Origin of the sequence: Agrobacterium cavarae, from assembly GCF_004310285.1 — a bacterium.
Classification (GTDB): domain Bacteria; phylum Pseudomonadota; class Alphaproteobacteria; order Rhizobiales; family Rhizobiaceae; genus Agrobacterium; species Agrobacterium cavarae.
In genome coordinates this window covers 64,894-83,236 of the sequence record NZ_SISF01000023.1, presented here as the reverse complement: position 1 = coordinate 83,236, position 18,343 = coordinate 64,894, and the positions used below count along the sequence as shown (strand labels likewise).

17 protein-coding genes are annotated in these 18,343 nt (G+C 58.8%); 7 read left to right on the top strand and 10 right to left on the bottom strand.

The window, feature by feature from the left end:
- Nucleotides 1-127: 127 nt before the first annotated feature.
- Genes rph through hemW form a run of 3 tightly spaced genes read left to right on the top strand, consistent with a single transcriptional unit; the run spans nucleotide 128 to nucleotide 2,725 of the window.
- Nucleotides 128-844 carry a ribonuclease PH gene (gene rph, locus EYC79_RS03470; protein WP_112520010.1) on the top strand — a complete coding sequence of 239 codons (717 nt, stop codon included), beginning with the start codon at nucleotides 128-130 and terminating at the stop codon, nucleotides 842-844.
- Nucleotides 845-857: 13 nt separating this feature from the next.
- Nucleotides 858-1,502: an RdgB/HAM1 family non-canonical purine NTP pyrophosphatase gene (gene rdgB / locus EYC79_RS03465; protein ID WP_130977152.1), complete on the top strand. Its 645-nt coding sequence runs from the start codon at nucleotides 858-860 to the stop codon at nucleotides 1,500-1,502.
- Between the two features lie 8 nt (nucleotides 1,503-1,510).
- Nucleotides 1,511-2,725: a radical SAM family heme chaperone HemW gene (gene hemW / locus EYC79_RS03460; RefSeq protein ID WP_130977352.1), complete on the top strand. Its 1,215-nt coding sequence runs from the start codon at nucleotides 1,511-1,513 to the stop codon at nucleotides 2,723-2,725.
- 45 nt (nucleotides 2,726-2,770) lie between these two features.
- Here hemW and ubiB read toward each other — a convergent pair whose 3' ends face one another.
- Both ubiB and ubiE read right to left on the bottom strand, forming a co-directional pair.
- Entirely contained in the window at nucleotides 2,771-4,345 is a 1,575-nt protein-coding gene (ubiB, locus tag EYC79_RS03455; RefSeq protein WP_112358690.1) for a 2-polyprenylphenol 6-hydroxylase, read from the bottom strand.
- Between the two features lie 35 nt (nucleotides 4,346-4,380).
- Complete coding sequence (ubiE, locus tag EYC79_RS03450) at nucleotides 4,381-5,157, bottom strand: bifunctional demethylmenaquinone methyltransferase/2-methoxy-6-polyprenyl-1,4-benzoquinol methylase UbiE (RefSeq protein ID WP_130977151.1); 777 nt, start codon at nucleotides 5,155-5,157, stop codon at nucleotides 4,381-4,383.
- A gap of 201 nt (nucleotides 5,158-5,358) precedes the next feature.
- On the opposite strand from ubiE, the gene mutM reads away from it, so the two are divergent.
- The 4 genes from mutM to dnaA all read left to right on the top strand — a co-directional run bounded on the left by mutM (nucleotide 5,359) and on the right by dnaA (nucleotide 9,884).
- A complete protein-coding gene (gene mutM / locus EYC79_RS03445) occupies nucleotides 5,359-6,264 on the top strand; it encodes a bifunctional DNA-formamidopyrimidine glycosylase/DNA-(apurinic or apyrimidinic site) lyase (RefSeq protein WP_130977150.1) in 906 nt (301 codons plus the stop codon).
- A 17-nt stretch (nucleotides 6,265-6,281) separates the two neighbouring features.
- Nucleotides 6,282-7,055 carry an enoyl-CoA hydratase gene (locus EYC79_RS03440; RefSeq protein ID WP_130977149.1) on the top strand — a complete coding sequence of 258 codons (774 nt, stop codon included), beginning with the start codon at nucleotides 6,282-6,284 and terminating at the stop codon, nucleotides 7,053-7,055.
- Nucleotides 7,056-7,276: 221 nt separating this feature from the next.
- Complete coding sequence (rpsT, locus tag EYC79_RS03435; protein WP_062427133.1) at nucleotides 7,277-7,543, top strand: 30S ribosomal protein S20; 267 nt, start codon at nucleotides 7,277-7,279, stop codon at nucleotides 7,541-7,543.
- Nucleotides 7,544-8,333: 790 nt separating this feature from the next.
- Entirely contained in the window at nucleotides 8,334-9,884 is a 1,551-nt protein-coding gene (dnaA, locus tag EYC79_RS03430) for a chromosomal replication initiator protein DnaA (RefSeq protein WP_418121963.1), read from the top strand.
- A 281-nt stretch (nucleotides 9,885-10,165) separates the two neighbouring features.
- On the opposite strand, the gene upp is transcribed toward dnaA, so the two are convergent.
- The 8 genes from upp to cyoA all read right to left on the bottom strand — a co-directional run bounded on the left by upp (nucleotide 10,166) and on the right by cyoA (nucleotide 18,313).
- On the bottom strand, nucleotides 10,166-10,795 hold the full coding sequence (upp, locus tag EYC79_RS03425) for a uracil phosphoribosyltransferase (protein ID WP_062427135.1): 630 nt from the start codon (nucleotides 10,793-10,795) through the stop codon (nucleotides 10,166-10,168).
- A 103-nt stretch (nucleotides 10,796-10,898) separates the two neighbouring features.
- A complete protein-coding gene (locus EYC79_RS03420; protein ID WP_130977147.1) occupies nucleotides 10,899-11,891 on the bottom strand; it encodes an adenosine deaminase in 993 nt (330 codons plus the stop codon).
- Nucleotides 11,888-13,108, bottom strand: coding sequence for a phosphopentomutase (locus EYC79_RS03415; RefSeq protein ID WP_130977146.1), 1,221 nt, complete (start codon nucleotides 13,106-13,108; stop codon nucleotides 11,888-11,890). Before EYC79_RS03415 ends, EYC79_RS03420 begins: the two co-directional genes overlap by 4 nt.
- 81 nt (nucleotides 13,109-13,189) lie before the next feature.
- Nucleotides 13,190-13,963: an SURF1 family protein gene (locus tag EYC79_RS03410; protein WP_165456951.1), complete on the bottom strand. Its 774-nt coding sequence runs from the start codon at nucleotides 13,961-13,963 to the stop codon at nucleotides 13,190-13,192.
- Between the two features lie 134 nt (nucleotides 13,964-14,097).
- A complete protein-coding gene (gene cyoD, locus EYC79_RS03405) occupies nucleotides 14,098-14,511 on the bottom strand; it encodes a cytochrome o ubiquinol oxidase subunit IV (protein WP_062427138.1) in 414 nt (137 codons plus the stop codon).
- Nucleotides 14,511-15,137 (bottom strand): cytochrome o ubiquinol oxidase subunit III, encoded by a 627-nt coding sequence (gene cyoC / locus EYC79_RS03400; RefSeq protein WP_062427139.1) that lies wholly within the window; start codon nucleotides 15,135-15,137, stop codon nucleotides 14,511-14,513. The genes cyoD and cyoC overlap by 1 nt, the downstream gene beginning before the upstream one ends.
- A 3-nt stretch (nucleotides 15,138-15,140) precedes the next feature.
- Complete coding sequence (cyoB, locus tag EYC79_RS03395) at nucleotides 15,141-17,147, bottom strand: cytochrome o ubiquinol oxidase subunit I (protein WP_112358698.1); 2,007 nt, start codon at nucleotides 17,145-17,147, stop codon at nucleotides 15,141-15,143.
- 65 nt (nucleotides 17,148-17,212) lie between these two features.
- Nucleotides 17,213-18,313 (bottom strand): ubiquinol oxidase subunit II, encoded by a 1,101-nt coding sequence (cyoA, locus tag EYC79_RS03390; RefSeq protein WP_236760277.1) that lies wholly within the window; start codon nucleotides 18,311-18,313, stop codon nucleotides 17,213-17,215.
- Nucleotides 18,314-18,343 lie beyond the last annotated feature (30 nt).

Sequence of the window (18,343 nt, the reverse complement as noted above, 5' to 3'; positions counted from 1 at the left end):
ATATAGTCACTCGGTCTTCCAAGTGAAAACGGAAATTCGGCTCTAGGCCCTGCTCGTCCGCTTTTCCTTTGCAAAAGCGTCGCCCTGACCTTAGAAGGCGGGAAGTTAAGAGACGGAGAGAAACGATATGCGGCCCTCAGGCAGAAAAACCGACCAGATGCGTAAGGTATCCTTCGAGCGCAACTTCTCCAAGCATGCCGAAGGCTCCTGTCTCGTCAAGTTCGGTGATACGCATGTTCTGGTTACCGCCAGCCTCGAGGAAAAGACGCCGCCATGGCTGCGCAACAGTGGCAAGGGCTGGGTAACGGCAGAGTATGGCATGCTTCCCCGCTCCACCAACGAGCGCATGAAGCGCGAAGCAGCGTCCGGCAAGCAAGGCGGCAGAACGCAGGAAATCCAGCGCCTGATCGGCCGTTCGCTGCGCGCAGTCGTTGATCTGCAAGCGCTTGGCGAACGCCAGATCAGCATCGACTGCGACGTCATCCAGGCCGATGGTGGTACGCGCACCGCTTCCATCACCGGTGCCTGGATTGCCCTTCACGACTGCCTGAAGTGGATGGAAAGCCGCAACATGCTGAAGGTCGAAAAGGTTCTGAAGGACCATATCGCCGCCATCTCCTGCGGCATCTTCGCCAATCAGCCGGTGATCGATCTCGATTACCTGGAAGACTCCTCTGCGGAAACAGACGCCAACTTCGTCATCACCGGCTCTGGCGGCATCGTCGAGATTCAGGGCACCGCCGAGGGCAAGCCATTCTCGGAAGAAGAATTCCTGACCCTGCTTGGCCTTGCCAAGGCTGGCTGTGCGGAACTCGTCGAGATGCAGAAGCAGGCAATTGCCTGAACGGGACAAGACCATGCGCAAGCTTGATACCAGAACCATCGTCGTTGCCAGCCACAACAAGGGCAAGATCGCCGAAATCGCCGATCTGATCGGCCCTCTCGGCTTTTCGGCGAAATCGGCCGCCGAGCTGAATTTTGAGGAGCCGGCTGAAACCGGCACGACCTTCGAAGAAAATGCTGCGATCAAGGCGCTCGCTTCGGCCAAGGCATCCGGCATGCCAGCGCTCTCCGACGATTCGGGTCTGGTGATCGACGCGCTGGACGGCGCGCCTGGCGTCTACACTGCAGACTGGGCGGAAACCGGCAACGGCACACGCGATTTCGCCATGGCGATGCAAAAGGTGGAAAACGCGCTTCAGGAGCGCGGTGCGACGGCACCGGAGCAGCGCACCGGCCGCTTCGTCAGCGTTCTTTGCCTGGCCTGGCCGGACGGCCATACCGAGTTTTTCCGCGGTGAAGTGGAAGGCACGATCGTCTGGCCGCCTCGCGGCACGAGCGGTTTCGGCTACGATCCGATCTTCCAGCCAGAAGGCTACGCAACCAGCTTTGGCGAGATGACTTCCGACGAAAAGCATGGCTGGCGCCAGGGCGATGCGACAGCGCTGTCGCACCGCGCACGCGCTTTCAAAACCTTCGTCGAAACCTGCCTGGAGGCATGAGCATTACGATGACCGGGAGCGGCCTTTCTTCTGCGCCCGGCGCCCATCTGTCCGGATATGCGGACCTTTTGCCTGATACGGGTGAACCCGGCTTCGGCATCTATATTCACTGGCCCTTTTGCGCGGCCAAGTGTCCCTATTGCGATTTCAACAGCCATGTCCGTCACCAGCCGGTGGATCAGGAGCGGTTCGTTGCCGCCTTCCTTCGTGAAATGGAAACGATGCGGCAGTTGAGCGGCCCGAAGGTCGTCACCAGCATTTTCATGGGCGGCGGCACGCCGTCGCTGATGGATCCGCAGACGGTCGGCGCCATTCTGGATGGTATCGCCCGTTTCTGGCGCGTGCCGGACGGCATTGAGATTACGATGGAGGCCAATCCCTCCAGCGTGGAAGCGGAACGCTTTCGTGGCTACAGGGCCGCCGGCATCAATCGCGTCTCCATGGGCGTACAAGCGCTGAATGACCGGGATCTGAAGTTCCTCGGACGCCTGCATGATGTGGCCGATGCGCTGAAGGCTATCCGGCTGGCGCGCGAAATCTTCCCGCGCATGTCCTTCGATCTCATCTATGCCCGCCCCAATCAGACAGTTGAGGAATGGGAAAAGGAGCTCGTAGAGGCAATCTCCTATGCGGTCGATCACCTGTCTCTCTACCAGTTGACGATCGAGGAAGGCACGGCCTTCTACGGTCTCCACAAGGCGGGCAAGCTGATCGTTCCGGACGGCGAACAGTCGGCTGTGCTTTACGAGGCGACGCAGGAAATTACCGCACGCCATGGGCTCCCGGCCTATGAAGTTTCCAATCACGCGCGTCCCGGTGCTGAGAGCCGCCACAACCTCACCTATTGGCGCTACGGCGACTATGCCGGGATCGGCCCCGGCGCCCATGGGCGTCTGACCAAGGGCGGCGCCAAACTGGCAACCGCGACCGAGCGTCACCCGGAGACTTGGCTGCAAGCCGTGGAGCGCGATGGGCACGGCATGGTGGATCAGGAAATGCTGGGGCGTGACGAACAGGCCGACGAGTTGCTTTTGATGGGACTGCGGCTTCGCGAAGGTGTCGATCTTGCCCGCTGGAGCGAGTTCTCGGGCCGCGATCTGGACCCGGATCGCGAGGCGGTTTTACTGGAACACGGCTTCATCGAGCGGCTTGGAAATTCGCGCGTCCGCTGCACGCCGTCGGGCATGCTGATCCTGGATTCGGTCGTCGCCGATCTCGCGTAAGGGGCGCTCTCTAAATGCCCGGAGAGCGCACCGCTTGCCACCGGATCAACTGATCCTGACAGCGATATAGATCAGCGTCACCGCAATCACCCAGAGTGCCAGGCGACCCCAGCGCGTGTGACGGGCTTCTGACCTGCCGATGGCTTCGGCCGTGCGTTCGTCGAAGCGCAGGCCGTTTTCGCTCATATACATCAGTTCGGAATGCAGCTTTTCGGTCTTCGCCGCGATCTCGGGTGCCGCTTCCGCCAGCTTGATCGCTGCCTTCACGCCGTCCTTCAGATCGGTGACGATACGCTTTGGCCCGAGATTGTCGCGGATCCAGCCGCTGACGACGGGGTCTGCGGCCTTCCACATGTTGAAGCGCGGATTGAGGATACGTGAGACGCCTTCGACGACGACCATGGTCTTTTGCAGCATGACCAGTTCGGGGCGCGTTTCCATGTCGAAGAGTTCGGTGACTTCGAAAAGCAGCGTCAGCAGCTTGCCCATGGAGATGGTTTCGGCGGGCTGGCCGTGGATCGGCTCGCCGATGGCGCGGATCGCCTGAGCGAAGCTTGCCATGTCATGGTGGGCCGGTACGTAACCCGCTTCAAAATGCACTTCAGCTACGCGCATGTAGTCGCGCGTGATGAAGCCATAAAGGATTTCCGCCAGGAAGCGGCGTTCCTTTTTGCCCAACCGTCCGGCAATTCCCATGTCGACTGCGACGATAATGCCCGTCGGATCGACGAAAAGGTTTCCGGGATGCATGTCCGCATGGAAGAAGCCGTCGCGCAGCGTGTGGCGCAAGAAGGACTGGATCAGCGTATCGGCGAGCGCATTGAGGTCGTGACCGGCTGCCTTCAGCGCATCCGTATCCGACATCTTGATGCCGTCGATCCATTCCATGGTGACGACGTCGCGACCGGTGCGTTCCCAATCCACCTCCGGCACACGAAAGCCTGGGTCACCCTTGGTGTTTTCGGCAAGCTCGGAAAGAGCCGCCGCCTCGAGGCGAAGGTCCATCTCGATCTTGGTGGTCTGCTCCAGCGTCTTGGTGACCTCGACGGGTCGCAGACGCCGGGCGGAGCGGACGAAACGCTGCTGCAGATCGGCCACCAGATACATGGCTTCCAGATCGTCCTGGAAGCGCTGGCGCACGCCAGGGCGGATAACCTTGACCGCCACCTTCTTGCGCCCTGATGGCGTGTCGATGACGGCGGGGTGAACTTGGGCGATGGAGGCCGCGGCTATCGGATCGCCGAATTCCACGTAAAGCTCAGAGATCGGACGACCGAGCGAGCCTTCGATGTTGGCCTTGGCAGCAGCAACGGGAAAGAAATCCATGCGGTCCTGCAGACCGGCCAGATCTTCGGCAAAGTCTGCGCCAACCACATCCGGCCGGGTGGCCAGGAACTGGCCCATCTTGACATAGGACGGTCCAAGACGGCTGACAGCCTTCGAAAGTCGATCGCTGCGCTCACTTCTCAATGCCTTGTTGCGCGCCAGAGGCTTCAACATGCCCTTGACGAATTTCGCAGAGGCGGGCAGCCCCTCGTCGGGCAGCGCCAGAACCACACCCTCGCGGACGAGAACCCAGCCAACCTTGGCGAGTCGAAAATATGCGCCAAGCGTGCTCATGCGAATGCCCTGCTATGTCCTGGAAATGCCATCGATCAGAGCTTCCAGCCGGAATGCAGTGCGGCAATTCCGCCGGTATAGTTGGTGTAGCTGACGCGCGAGAAGCCCGCGGTCCGGATCATGGCGGCAAAGTCATCCTGCCGTGGGAATTTGCGGATCGACTCGACCAGATACTGGTAGGGCTCGGCGTCGCCGGTGATCATCTTGCCAAATTGCGGAATGGCGTTGAAGGACCAAGCGTCATAGACCTTGTCGAGGAGCGGCATTTCCACTTCGGAAAATTCCAGCACCAGAAGACGTCCGCCGCGCTTCAGCACACGATAGGCTTCCGACAGCGCCACATCGATGCGCGGCACGTTGCGGATGCCGAAGGCGACCGTATAGGCATCGAAGTTGTTGGCCTCGAAGGGCAGTTCTTCGGCATTGGCCTCGACGAAGGTCAGATTTTCCGTCAGGCCTTTCTTGGCCGCCCGCTCCTCGCCGACGCCGAGCATCGAGCCGTTGATATCGAGAACGGTGGCATGCGCCAGACGATTGGAGGCTTCGACGATGCGGAAGGCAATATCGCCGGTACCGCCCGCCACATCGAGAACTTTGTAGGATGGGTCCTTGCGGGGGGAAAGTGAGGCGACCATGGCGTCTTTCCAAACCCGGTGCAGGCCGGCTGACATCACGTCATTCATGATGTCATAGCGCTTGGCAACCTTATGGAAGACGTCATTGACCATGCCCTGCTTCTGGCCTTCATTGACCTGACGGAAGCCATAGGAGGTTTCCATACCGCCTTCGGCTGTCGTGCGGGCTTCGGTCATGATCAGTCTCCATTCCTCAATGACAACTAGTGTACCGTGCGTCCTTTAAGACGCACAAAGGACTCTAACTCTTCAAACCAACACATAGCGGAAACGGCTCTGCAACGCTATCTGTTGCACCATAGATATGGCCCGCGACATGTATGTGTGCCGTCTATAGACCACAAGGTCGCCGCGATAAACAGACGTGAAGAGAGTGCCATGCCCGAATTGCCTGAAGTGGAAACCGTTCGACGCGGCTTAGCGCCCGTTATGGAAGGCGCGCGGATCGAACGACTGCTCCTCACGCGCCCGGACTTACGTTTTCCCTTTCCGGAAGGATTTGCCGAACTCGTGGAAGGTCGCGAGATCCTGTCGCTCGGGCGCCGGGCAAAGTATCTGCTGATCGAACTCGACAATGGCCTGACCATCGTCTCGCATCTCGGAATGTCCGGTTCGTTCCGCATCGAAAGCGGAAATGAGGAGGCTCAAACACCCGGTGAGACGCCCGGCGAGTTTCACCACCCGCGCTCCAAGGATGGCAAGCACGACCATGTGATCTTTCATCTGACGCGCGGCGCGGACAAGACACGCGTCATTTATAATGACCCGCGCCGTTTCGGCTTCATGCATCTGGTGCGCCGTGCCGATATCGACCTTTATCCGGCCTTTGCCGGTCTTGGTCCCGAGCCGACCGGAAATGCTCTGAGCGCCGACTACCTTGCCAGCCGCTTCGAGGGAAAGACGCAGCCGCTCAAAGGCGCCCTGCTCGACCAGAAACTCATTGCGGGGCTCGGCAATATCTATGTATGCGAAGCGCTCTGGCGCTCCCATCTTTCGCCGCTTCGTGCGGCGTCGACGCTTGTCACCAAGAAGGGCAAGCCGAAGCCTGCTCTGGAAGAGTTGACGCGGCACATACGCGACGTCATCGCTGATGCGATTGCAGCCGGCGGCTCGTCGCTGCGCGATCATATCCAGACCGACGGCTCGCTTGGATATTTCCAACATTCCTTTTCGGTCTATGATCGAGAAGGCCATGCTTGCCGCTTCCCCGATTGCCGGGGTACGGTCGAGAGGATTACGCAGAGCGGACGCTCCACGTTCTATTGCGCGGCCTGCCAGAAATAAGGGAGAGGAAGAAAGCCATGGATTACGAGACGATCATTGTCGAGAAGCGCGATGCCGTCGGCGTCGTTACGCTCAACCGCCCGAAAGCGCTCAACGCGCTGAACTCCACGCTGCTGAAAGAGCTACGCCATATTCTCTCGGCCTTCTCATCAGATGATTCCATTGGCGCCATCGTCATCACCGGATCGGAAAAGGCGTTTGCCGCCGGTGCCGATATCAAGGAGATGAGTACGCTCAATTTCGTCGATGCTTATCTTGGCGATTTTCTGGGAGGATGGGATGATGTGGCGGCAAGCCGCAAGCCGGTGATTGCCGCCGTCTCTGGCTTCGCGCTCGGTGGAGGATGCGAACTTGCCATGATGTGCGATTTCATCATCGCCTCCGATACGGCGAAGTTCGGCCAGCCGGAAATCACGCTGGGCATCATTCCTGGCATGGGCGGTTCGCAAAGGCTGACCCGCGCGGTCGGCAAGGCGAAGGCCATGGACCTCGTGCTGACAGGTCGCAAGATGGATGCCGCTGAAGCCGAGCGTGCCGGTCTCGTCTCGCGCATCGTCACTCCTAACAAGCTGCTGGACGAGGCTGTCGAGGCCGCAAGCGTGATTGCATCCCTGTCTCGGGCCTCGGTGCTGATGGCGAAGGAGAGTGTCAACCGCTCCTTCGAGGTTTCGCTGTCGGAGGGTTTGCGCTTCGAGCGGCGCCTGTTCCAGTCGCTTTTTGCCACGGACGATCAGAAAGAAGGTATGGAGGCATTCATCGAAAAGAGAAAGCCGCTCTTCCATAACAAATAGGCGGCGGCACCCGCCAAGCCGGTGTCTGTCGGGAGTCGGAATCTCGGTGTTTTTACGCAAAACGCGTTGACGGGCAGCGGCTTTAGGGTTATATGCCCGCCCACGGTTAGGGAAAGTCATCCGGCTTGTCCCAGTTACTCCCGCAATTTTGGAACATGAGGTCTTCGAACGACCCTATCCTGTGGTTGCGGATTTTGGTTTGAATTCGAAGAGAGGCATACATGGCCAATACAACTTCGGCGAAAAAGGCGACTCGCAAGATCGCTCGCCGTACCGCAGTCAACAAGGCTCGCCGTTCGCGCGTCCGCGGTTTCATTCGCAAGGTCGAAGAGGCCCTGGCAACTGGCGATCTCGCTGTTGCGACTGAAGCGCTCAAGGCTGCACAGCCAGAAATCCAGCGCGCCGCTACGAAGGGCGTCATGCATTTCAACACTGCATCGCGCAAGGTTTCTCGTCTGGCGCAGCGCGTGAAGGCCCTTTCGGCCTAATCCGGCTAAGACAATATTGTGATTGAAAAAGCCTGGCCCTTCGGCCGGGCTTTTTCCGATTCTAACGACCTGTTAACGGTTTCGCAATGAGCATGACATTTATGCTTCAAATGCGTGACGCAAAAAGCTGTTTAATTTCAGTGACTTACAGAAGGTCTTTCAAGAGACGCTATCTTTCCGCTGCGGAAGGCAGCCACAATCTTGAGTCAAGGATTTTTTTATTTTTCTGTCAAAACCGGCCTCAAAAATAGCTCGAAAATGAATCTCATTGATTCATAAGCGATTCTCCAAACAAGCCTGTCGGCCATGCAAAAGGCCCTCCACGAGTCAATGGCAGATCGGCTCAGCCACAGAAAAAACGCCATTGATCTCCGTATGCGATCCTGCCTAAATGCATCTCGACAAGGGGCGCGGATATCTATCCACAAGCTATCTCGAAACAAAGTTCGAAGGCGTAAGCTCCTTGCGGACGGGTTCTGTTCGGACCCGTTTTTTCAAGTCACTGGATGTGTTTGGCTACAACCTCACAGGTTGTAGAAAGATAGACGTGTGTCTTGGTGACGGGTGTCCGAGTTGTGATGTGAGAGTATGCATTGAGAGTAGCATGCCTCTTCATGATGGAGAGGTTAGCGGGATAGCCGGCTCGCGGTTGAAGCCTTGCGCTTCAGGATGGTTTTAGAGGGGCCATCCTTACGGGGACAGTAGGTGGGGTATCTCTGGCGAAGCTTGACGCTCTGCCAGGCTATGATTGGCAATTTGAAAGGCGGCAGGAATGCAATTGAATTTGGCAATGGGTGCGGTGGCAAACGGGGACCGCGCACAGAACGCTTGTGATGCAGTTTGCAATGATGCGGCGGGGAATATATCGAATATGAAGAACGATGCGCTGTTCGAGCGCTTTAGCGCGCGACTGAAGGCGCAGGTCGGTCCTGAAGTCTATGCAAGCTGGTTCGCGCGGCTGAAGCTGCACTCGGTGTCCAAGAGCGTTGTTCGCTTCACCGTTCCGACGACATTTTTGAAGTCCTGGATCAACAACCGCTATATCGATCTGATAACCACTCTGGTGCAGGCGGAAGACGCCAACGTCCTGAAGGTCGAGATCCTGGTGCGTTCGGCCAGCCGTCCGGCTCGCGCTGTCGCGACCGATGAGAGAGCGCAGCCGGTCCAGGATGCCACGCCTTCCGCCCAGCGTGCCAAGCCCTTCATCCCACCGCAGATGACCAGCGCTGCAAGCCAGTCGGGTTCGTCTGCACCCAGCATGGCACCGCGCTCTTCTGGCTCCGGTCCACTCTTTGGCTCCCCGCTCGACACGCGCTTTACCTTCGACACCTTTGTGGAAGGATCGTCCAACCGCGTTGCGCTTGCTGCCGCAAAGACGATTGCCGAAGCTGGTGCGGGTGCGGTACGCTTCAATCCGCTCTTCATTCATGCAGGCGTTGGCCTTGGAAAGACCCATCTTCTCCAGGCGATCGCCAATGCCGCAGTCGATAGCCCGCGCAATCCGCGCGTCGTCTATCTGACGGCAGAATACTTCATGTGGCGCTTTGCCACCGCTATCCGCGACAATGACGCGCTGACGCTGAAAGACACGCTGCGCAACATCGATCTTCTCATCATCGACGACATGCAGTTCCTGCAGGGCAAGATGATCCAGCACGAGTTCTGCCATTTGCTGAACATGCTGCTCGATAGCGCCAAGCAGGTGGTGGTTGCCGCAGACCGCGCGCCGTGGGAACTGGAGTCGCTCGATCCACGCGTTCGTTCGCGCCTTCAGGGCGGTATGGCGATCGAGATCGAAGGTCCCGATTACGACATGCGCTACGAGATGCTGAAGCAGCGTATCGCAACTGCACGCCAGGAAGATCCAAGCTTCGACATTGGCGAAGACATCGTCTCCCACGTGGCCCGTAGCGTCACCGCCAGCGGCCGTGAACTGGAAGGCGCCTTCAACCAGTTGATCTTCCGCCGTTCATTTGAGCCCAACCTGTCGGTCGAGCGCGTGGATGAACTGCTCGCCCATCTGGTTGGCGCTGGTGAAGCCAAGCGCGTGCGCATCGAAGATATTCAGCGGATTGTTGCTCGCCACTACAATGTCTCGCGCCAGGAGCTGGTCTCCAATCGCCGTACCCGCGTCATCGTCAAGCCGCGCCAGGTGGCCATGTATCTCGCCAAGATGCTGACCCCCCGCTCCTTCCCGGAGATCGGTCGCCGTTTCGGCGGACGCGACCACACGACGGTGCTTCATGCGGTTCGCAAGATCGAGGAATTGATCTCAGGCGATAGCAAGCTTGGCCATGAGGTCGAGCTTCTGAAGCGACTGATCAACGAAAACAATGCCTGATAAGAATGGCGCGGCAGGAAACCCTGACCGCGCCGTTTCATTGCATGACCTGAGCCGGGGACGTTTGGCGCGGTAGAGGCAGGCCTCCCGATCATCCCAGTATCGAAGTTGAAAAAGCCCGCCTGTCATTTCCGACGGCGGGCTTTTCCAGTTTCTGAACTCAAGCTTGGTCCACGCAAAAGTGGGCAGTGGTTTTGCGATGACTGCATGCGGTAAACAAACAGCGAAAGCGTGTGAAGCGAACCTGAAAGATCGCGCCACGCTTTGCGCTGTGACGCTGCTTACTTCGTGCCGTACATGCGGTCGCCCGCGTCGCCGAGACCTGGGACGATATAGCCCTTCTCGTTCAGCTTGCGATCGATCGCCGCGGTATAGATCGGCACATCGGGGTGGGCTTCGCGGAAGTTCTTGATGCCTTCCGGTGCTGCGAGCAGGCAGAGGAAGCGCATGTTTTTCGCGCCGCGCTCTTTGAGTTTTTCAACGGCAGCAATCGAGGAGTTGCCGGTTGCGAGCATGGGATCGACGACGATGATCAGGCGCGCATCCAGGCTTTCCGGTGCCTTGAAGTAATATTCGACGGCTTCCAGCGTATCGTGATCGCGGTAGACACCGATATGCGAGACACGCGCTGAAGGTACGAGCTCCAACATGCCTTCGAGAAGGCCATTGCCCGCGCGCAGGATCGAGGCGAATACCAGCTTCTTGCCTTCCAGCACCGGTGCCTCGATCGTTTCCATGGGCGTCTCGATGGTCTCCATCGTGAGGTCGAGATCGCGCGTCACTTCATAGCAGAGCAGTGTGGAAATCTCGCGCAGCAGCCGCCTGAAGCCGGCCGTGGAAGTTTCTTTCTTGCGCATGAAGGTGAGCTTGTGCTGCACAAGCGGGTGATCGATGACTGTTACGCCGTCCATGGAAACTGGCCTTTCCTTTTGCTTTTATCTTTGTTCTCTTCGACCAAATGCGGGCATTTCGCAAGACCGGAAGTGAGAGGTTTCCCGCGCCGGCAGCCTTTGGTCAGGCCGCGGCACCGGTCGAGGCATCGAAGCGTGCGAGAAGGCTGCTCCGCGTCTCCTCATCGACGAAGGCAGCCTCAAGCGCCGTTCGCGTCAGCGCGTTGATCTCTGCATCCGACAAGCCGAAAGCGTGGCGGGCAATCTCATATTCCTGCGCCAGCGAGGTGGCGAAGAACGGTGGATCGTCCGAGCTGATGCAGACGCGAACGCCAGCATCGCGAAGTCGCTTCAAGGGATGGCTTGCAAAATCCGGATAGACGCTGAGCGCGATGTTGGAGCCAGGGCAAACCTCAAGCACGGTACCGAGTTCCACCAGACGCTCGACGACTGCCGCATCCTCGATGGCTCGAACCCCATGGCCGATCCGCTGCGGCTTGACGAGATCAAGTGCGTCGGCAACGCTGAAGGCACCGCAGACTTCGCCGGCATGGATGGTGAGGCCGAGTCCCGCATCTCGGGCGATGTCAAAGGCACGGGCATAATCGGCCACTCGCCCCATGCGTTCTTCACCCGCCATATTGAAGCCGGTGATCAGAGGATGACGAACACGCGCGGCGTATTCGGCTGCGGCGATAACACTTTCTGGACCAAAATGGCGCTCACCGGTAACGATGATGCGGGCCTCTATTCCGGTCTTTTCCTTGGCCCGACGCATCCCTTCGGTAATGCCGGAGAGGTAGGCATCCGCACCGAGGCCGATACGATCGCCGTGATCTGGAGAGATGATCAGCTCGCTGTAGATGGTATTTTCGCCCGCAAGTTCGAGGAGATAGGCCTCCGCGAGAGCGGCGTAGTCTTCTTCCGTCTTGAAAACCTGCGCCACGTCGTCATAGCAGCGGATGAACTCGGCGAAATCATTCCAGACATAGGCGCCGTCACGCAAGAAGGCGCTGGTGTCGACATCGTATTTGCGCGCCTGTTCCAGCACGAGTGCGGGAGGAGCCGCACCTTCCAGATGGCAATGGATTTCAGCTTTTAATAATTGATGGGTCACATAAAACTCCTGCCGTGCCGTCCGGACGGTATGCTGAGGTGAGCGGCGATGCTCTCGCCGATATCCGCATAGCTTGAGCGGATACCAATATTTCTTTCGCGAAAACCGGGACCGAAGGCCATGATCGGCACGCGTTCGCGCGTGTGATCCGTCCCGCGCCAAGTCGGGTCGCAGCCGTGATCAGCCGTCAGGATTGTGACATCGCCCGGCTGCATCTTGCGATGAATTTCCGGCAAACGCTGATCGAACGCCTCCAGCGCGGCCGCATAGCCTGCAACATCGCGGCGGTGGCCGTAATTCATGTCGAAATCGACGAAGTTGGTGAAGACGAGATCGCCGTTTAGAGCCTCATCCATGGCTTCGAGCGTCGCCTCCATCAAGGCATCGTTACCATTGGCCTTGATCACCCGCGACACGCCCTGATGCGCATAGATATCGCCGATCTTGCCGATTGCCAGGACCTTGCGGTCCCGCTCGACAAGGCGGTCAAGAAGCGTCGGCTCCGGCGGCAAAACCGAAAAGTCGCGCCGATTGCCCGTTCGAGCAAATGTCGCCGCACTCTCCCCGATGAAGGGGCGTGCGATGACGCGGCCGATATTCAGCGGATCGAGAATCTTGCGGACGATTTCGCACAGCGCAACCAGCCGCTCCAGCCCGAAATGCATCTCGTGCGCCGCAATCTGGAAGACCGAGTCCGACGACGTGTAGCAGATCGGCTTGCCCGTACGAATATGCTCCTCGCCAAGACGGGCGATGATGTCTGTGCCGGACGCGTGGCAATTTCCAAGGATGCCCGGAAGATTGCCCTTCTCGCAGATCGCGTCGACAAGCTCAGGTGAGAAGGCTTCACCCTCGGTCGGGAAATAACCCCACTCGAAGCGCACCGGCGTTCCGGCAATTTCCCAATGGCCGGAGGGCGTGTCCTTGCCCTTCGAGACTTCGTTGGCACAGCCATGCAGACCGAAAATGTGTTCCGGGGGCGGCATGCCAGCCGGGCGGGTTCCGCTGGCGAGTGTCGCGATCTCCAAAAGGCCAAGCGCCGACATGTTGGGAAGTTTCAATGGTCCGGATCTCAGGCCTGCTCTGTCCGCCGCACCTGCGGCGCAGAACTCGGCGATGTGGCCGAGCGTGTTGGAGCCTAGGTCTCCGTAATGTTCGGCATCAGGCGCACCGCCCACACCAAAGGAATCGAGAACGAGCAGAAATGCGCGTGCCATGCTTCACCATGAAAGACGCGACATGATTGTCGCTATGTAACGGCGATATATAGAGCACCGCAGAGCAAAAGGTGAAACGCTTTATTGGGGCCGACCGCCCGCCTTATCGTCCTCGTCTCGCTTCGGCGCATTGAGGTTGCGTGTGACGTACCAGCCAGCGGCGACCGTCATCGCGGCCAGCACGTACCAGGTGATGGCATAGGAGAGATGGTTGTTTGGAAAGACAAGCATGGTCTTGCCACCGATTGGCAGGCCACCTGGATTGGGCGTCGCGTCGGCGTCCACATAGAAGGGCGCCACGGCGCCGAGCGATTTGGCCTCAGCAATCTGCGCTATGTTACGGGAGTACCAGCGATTGTTCTGCGGATCGTTCGTGCGCAGGAAGAGACCGCCGGTTTCGGGCGCCCTCATGAGACCCACGATTTCCACTCTGGCCGGCAACTCGCTTTCCAGACGCGTCGATGGATCGCGCTTGTCGCTCGGCACGAAGCCGCGATTGACGATCACCAAAGATCCATCATCGCGCTGCAGCGGCGTCAATACCCAGTAGCCTGGGCCGAGATCGGAGACGGTGTAAACCTGCACCTCATCCTGATGACGGAAGATTCCCGCCAGGCGTACCCGACGATACTCGTAATCTGCAGGATTGGTCAGCGATGCCCATTGCGAGGGCGCCGGCGCGTCCACCGGCGCGGCATGGGCTCGCTGCTCGACTTGCTGAATGAGGTCAAGCTTCCAGGACAGCCGCTTTACCTGCCATGTGCCAAGCGCCAGCAACAGGCCGGTGAGAATGACGGTCATCATGATGACGACGACGGCTGCGGGGCGAATGCCTTTTCTGGCGGTGGTCTGCATTGGGTGTTCCTTGAGAGCATCATGCTCAAACACATAACCCCATGAATCCGCTCTCCGATTCATGGGGTTATGTGTCTTCTCGGAGGGAAGGTCCGCGCCGCTTTCGGCGCGAACCTGATCGATGAACCGGTGCGTCAGGGCAGATTCTTCATCTGCTCCATGGTCATGGTCGGCATCATGTTCTTGTTCATGTTGTACATGACCCAGAGCGAACCGACGAGCGCGATCATGACGACGACCAGCGTGAAGAGCAGCGACATGAAGGTCCAGCCGCCCTGCGACTTGGTGTTCATGTGCAGGAAGTAGATCATATGGACGAAGACCTGGATGACCCCGAAGACCATGATCAGGATCACGGTGGCGGTGCGGTTCTCCAGAACATCGCCCATCACCAGCCAGAAAGGAATGGCGGTGAGGATGACCGACAGGATGAAGCCGATCATGTAGCTCTTGAAGGAGCCATGATCCTCGCCGCTCTCATGGTGATGGTCGTCCCCATGATGGGCATGGCCATGTGCGTGGTCGTGTGTATGCGTGTTCGAACTCATCACAGAACTCCAACCAGATAGACGAAGGAAAAGACGCCGATCCAGATGACGTCGAGGAAGTGCCAGAACATCGAGAGGCACGTCAGACGGCGCATGTTATCGGCGTGCAGACCGAACTTCTTCACCTGAACCATCAGCGTCACGAGCCAGATCACGCCGAATGTGACGTGGAGACCGTGGGTACCGACGAGTGCGAAGAAGGCGGAGAGGAAAGCCGAACGGTGCGGGCCGGCACCTTCTTCGATGAGGTGATGGAACTCGTAGAGTTCGAGACCGAGGAAGCAGAGGCCGAAGACGCCGGTGATGGCGAGCCAGAGCAGGGTCGAATTGACCTTCTTCTTCTGCGCCTCCAGCATGGCAAAGCCATAGGTGATCGACGACAGGAGAAGAAAACCGGTGTTGATCGCAACGAGCTTCAGATCGAAGAGATCAGCGCCCGACGGTCCGGCCGCGTAGTTGCGGCCGACGACGGCGTAGGTTGCGAAGAGCGTTGCGAAGATCAGGCAGTCGCTCATCAGATAGAGCCAGAAACCGAGCGCTGTGCCGTTTTCCGTGTGATGGTCTTCCTTCAGATAGAAGACCGGCTTTTCCGCGCTGTCGGCGGTCTGTGCGGGTGCTTGAGACATGAGTTACGCCTGCGTTGCCAGCAGCTTGGTGCGCGCTGCTTCGACTTCAGCTACATCCTTTGCCGGGATGTAGTAGTCGCGATTGTAGTTGAAGGTGTGAGCAATCGAGACCACGATGATCGCGAGCATGCTTGCTGCCGCAAGCCACCAGATGTGCCACACCAGGCCGAAACCAAGGGCGACGCTGATGGCGCTGAGGATAACGCCCGTGCCGGTGTTCTTCGGCATGTGGATCGGGATGAAGCCATCCACGGGACGCTCGGCGCCACGCTTCTTCATGTCCGCCCAGGCATCGACATCATGCACGACCGGCGTGAAGGCGAAGTTGTAGGCAGGCGGCGGAGAAGAGGTGGACCACTCCAGCGTGCGACCATCGAAGGGGTCGCCGGTGACGTCGCGCAGTTGCTCGCGCTTCAGGAAGCCGAAGACGATCGACAGCAGGAAGGAGGCTATGCCGACGGCAATGATGGCAGCGCCCATGGCCGCGATCACGAACCAGATCTGCAGGGACGTATCTTCGAACTGGCTGAGACGACGCGTCACACCCATCAGGCCGAGAACGTAGAGCGGCATGAAGGCGACATAGAAGCCGACGAACCAGCACCAGAAGGACATCTTGCCCCAGAACGGATCGAGACGGAAACCGAAGGCCTTGGGGAACCAGTAGACGATACCGGCCAGAACACCGAAGACCACGCCGCCGATGATCGTGTTGTGGAAGTGGGCGATCAGGAACAGCGAGTTGTGCAGCACGAAGTCTGCCGGAGGAACGGCAAGCAGAACGCCGGTCATGCCACCAATGACGAAGGTGATCATGAAGCCGATCGCCCACAGCATCGGGACATCGAACTTGATGCGGCCCTTATACATGGTGAAGAGCCAGTTGAAGATCTTCGCGCCCGTCGGGATCGAGATGATCATCGTCGTGATGCCGAAGAAGGCGTTGACGCTCGCACCGGAGCCCATGGTGAAGAAGTGGTGCAGCCACACGACATAGGCCAGGATGGTGATGACGGCCGTTGCATAAACCATCGAGGTGTAGCCGAAGAGGCGCTTCTGGGAGAAGGTCGAAACGATTTCCGAGAAGATGCCGAAAGCAGGCAGAACCAGGATGTACACTTCCGGGTGACCCCAGATCCAGATGAGGTTCACATACATCATCGGATTGCCACCAAGGTCATTGGTGAAGAAGTTCATGCCGAGGTAGCGGTCAAGCGTCAGAAGGGCGAGCGTGCCGGTCAGGATAGGGAAGGATGCCACGATCAGGATGTTCGAACACAGCGACGTCCAGACGAAGATCGGCAGGCGCATCATGGTCATGCCAGGTGCACGCATCTTGATGATGGTGACGATCAGGTTGATACCCGACAAGGTCGTTCCGACACCTGCGACCTGCAGACCCCAGATATAATAATCGACACCCACATTCGGACTTCCCTCGATCCCCGACAGCGGCGGATAGGCCAGCCAGCCGGTCTGGGCATATTCTCCGATGAAGAGCGAGATCATGGTGATCACGGCGCCGGCGGTCGTCATCCAGAAGGAGAAGTTGTTGAGGAAGGGGAAAGACACGTCGCGCGCGCCGATCTGCAGCGGCACGACATAGTTCATCAGACCGGTGATCATCGGCATGGCCATGAAGAAGATCATGATGACGCCGTGCGCGGTGAAGATCTGGTCGTAGTGATGCGGTGGCAGGTAGCCTTCCGAACCGCCAGAGGCGATTGCCTGCTGGGTACGCATCAGAACGGCGTCGGCAAAGCCGCGCAGAAGCATGACGAGTGCCAGAACGATATACATGATACCGATCTTCTTGTGGTCGATCGACGTAAACCATTCTTTCCAGAGATAACCCCAGAGCCGGAAATAGGTGACGAGACCGAGCACGGCGATGCCCCCGATGGCCACCCCGATAAAGGTGACGATGAGAATCGGCTCGTGGTACGGGATGGAGTCCAGCGTCAGCTTCCCGAACAGGAAGGACGTTTGATCGGTGGTGGCGGCGACCATTTTAGCCTCTTGCTTCAAGTCTTAAGGGCGGCGCGAATACGCGCCGCAGATCATCAGTTTCAATTTCAGCCGGCGTTGCCGGGCGCCTTCGCAGCTTCCGCCTTGACCTGCGGCAGAGCGGCAGGCTCGAAGGTCTGGCCTTCGATGGCAGCAGGCATGGACTGCGGGCCGGTGGCGACACCATAGGGTGCGAGCGGCGTGCAGACGACGGAATTCAGCGCCTTGGCGATATCGATGCCCTCCTTGCCGCCGCCGCCATTGGCGTCGACATGCATCATGTCGCGCATGCAGAGCTTGTTCGGCTCGACGCAGCGATTGAGGATGGCGTCATAAAGCTGAGGATCGACATTGGCGAAGTATTCCACCGGATTGCGCTCGCTCGGCTTGGCCAGTTCCAGGTATTCCATGCGACCGAACGGCTTGCCGCCTTCCTTGACCTTCGCGACCCACTGGTCGAAGCCTTGCTGGCTCACGCCATGGAACTTGAAGCGCATCCAGGAGAAGCCGGGGCCAGAGAAGTTCGATGAAAAGCCGTCATAGACACCTTCGCGGTTGATGACGGCGTGAAGCTTGGTCTGCATGCCACCCATGGCATAGATCTGACCGGCAAGGGCTGGCACGAAGAAGGAGTTCATGGCCGTCGTGCCGGTGATCTTGAAGTTGATCGGAACGTCGACAGGAGCGGCAAATTCATTGACGCTGCCGATGCCGAGTTCCGGATAGAAGAACAGCCACTTCCAATCCATGGCGACCACTTCGACCGTCAATGGTTTGGTTTCCGGCGTCACTTCGCGCGCTTCGTCGATCCGGTCGAGCGGGCGATAGGGATCGAGACGATGGGTGGCAATCCAGGTGACGGTGCCGAGCATCAGGATGATGGCGACCGGGGCTGACCAGATGACCATTTCCAGACGGGTGGAGTGATGCCACTCGGGATCGTAATCGGTCGCCTTGGCGGCCGCGCGATACTTCCAGGCGAAGAAGATTGTCAGCGCGAGGACCGGAACGATGATCAACAGCATGAGAACCGTCGAGGTGATGATCAGATCGGCCTGCTGGCGGGCAACGTCACCCGAGGGGTTCATGACGACGAGGTTGCAGCCGCTGAGCAGCAGCAACGACGACAGGCCCGCAAGGGCCGTGGTAAGTTTCTTGATCGTGCGCACGTTCTTCAACTCGATTATTCGGTATGGACC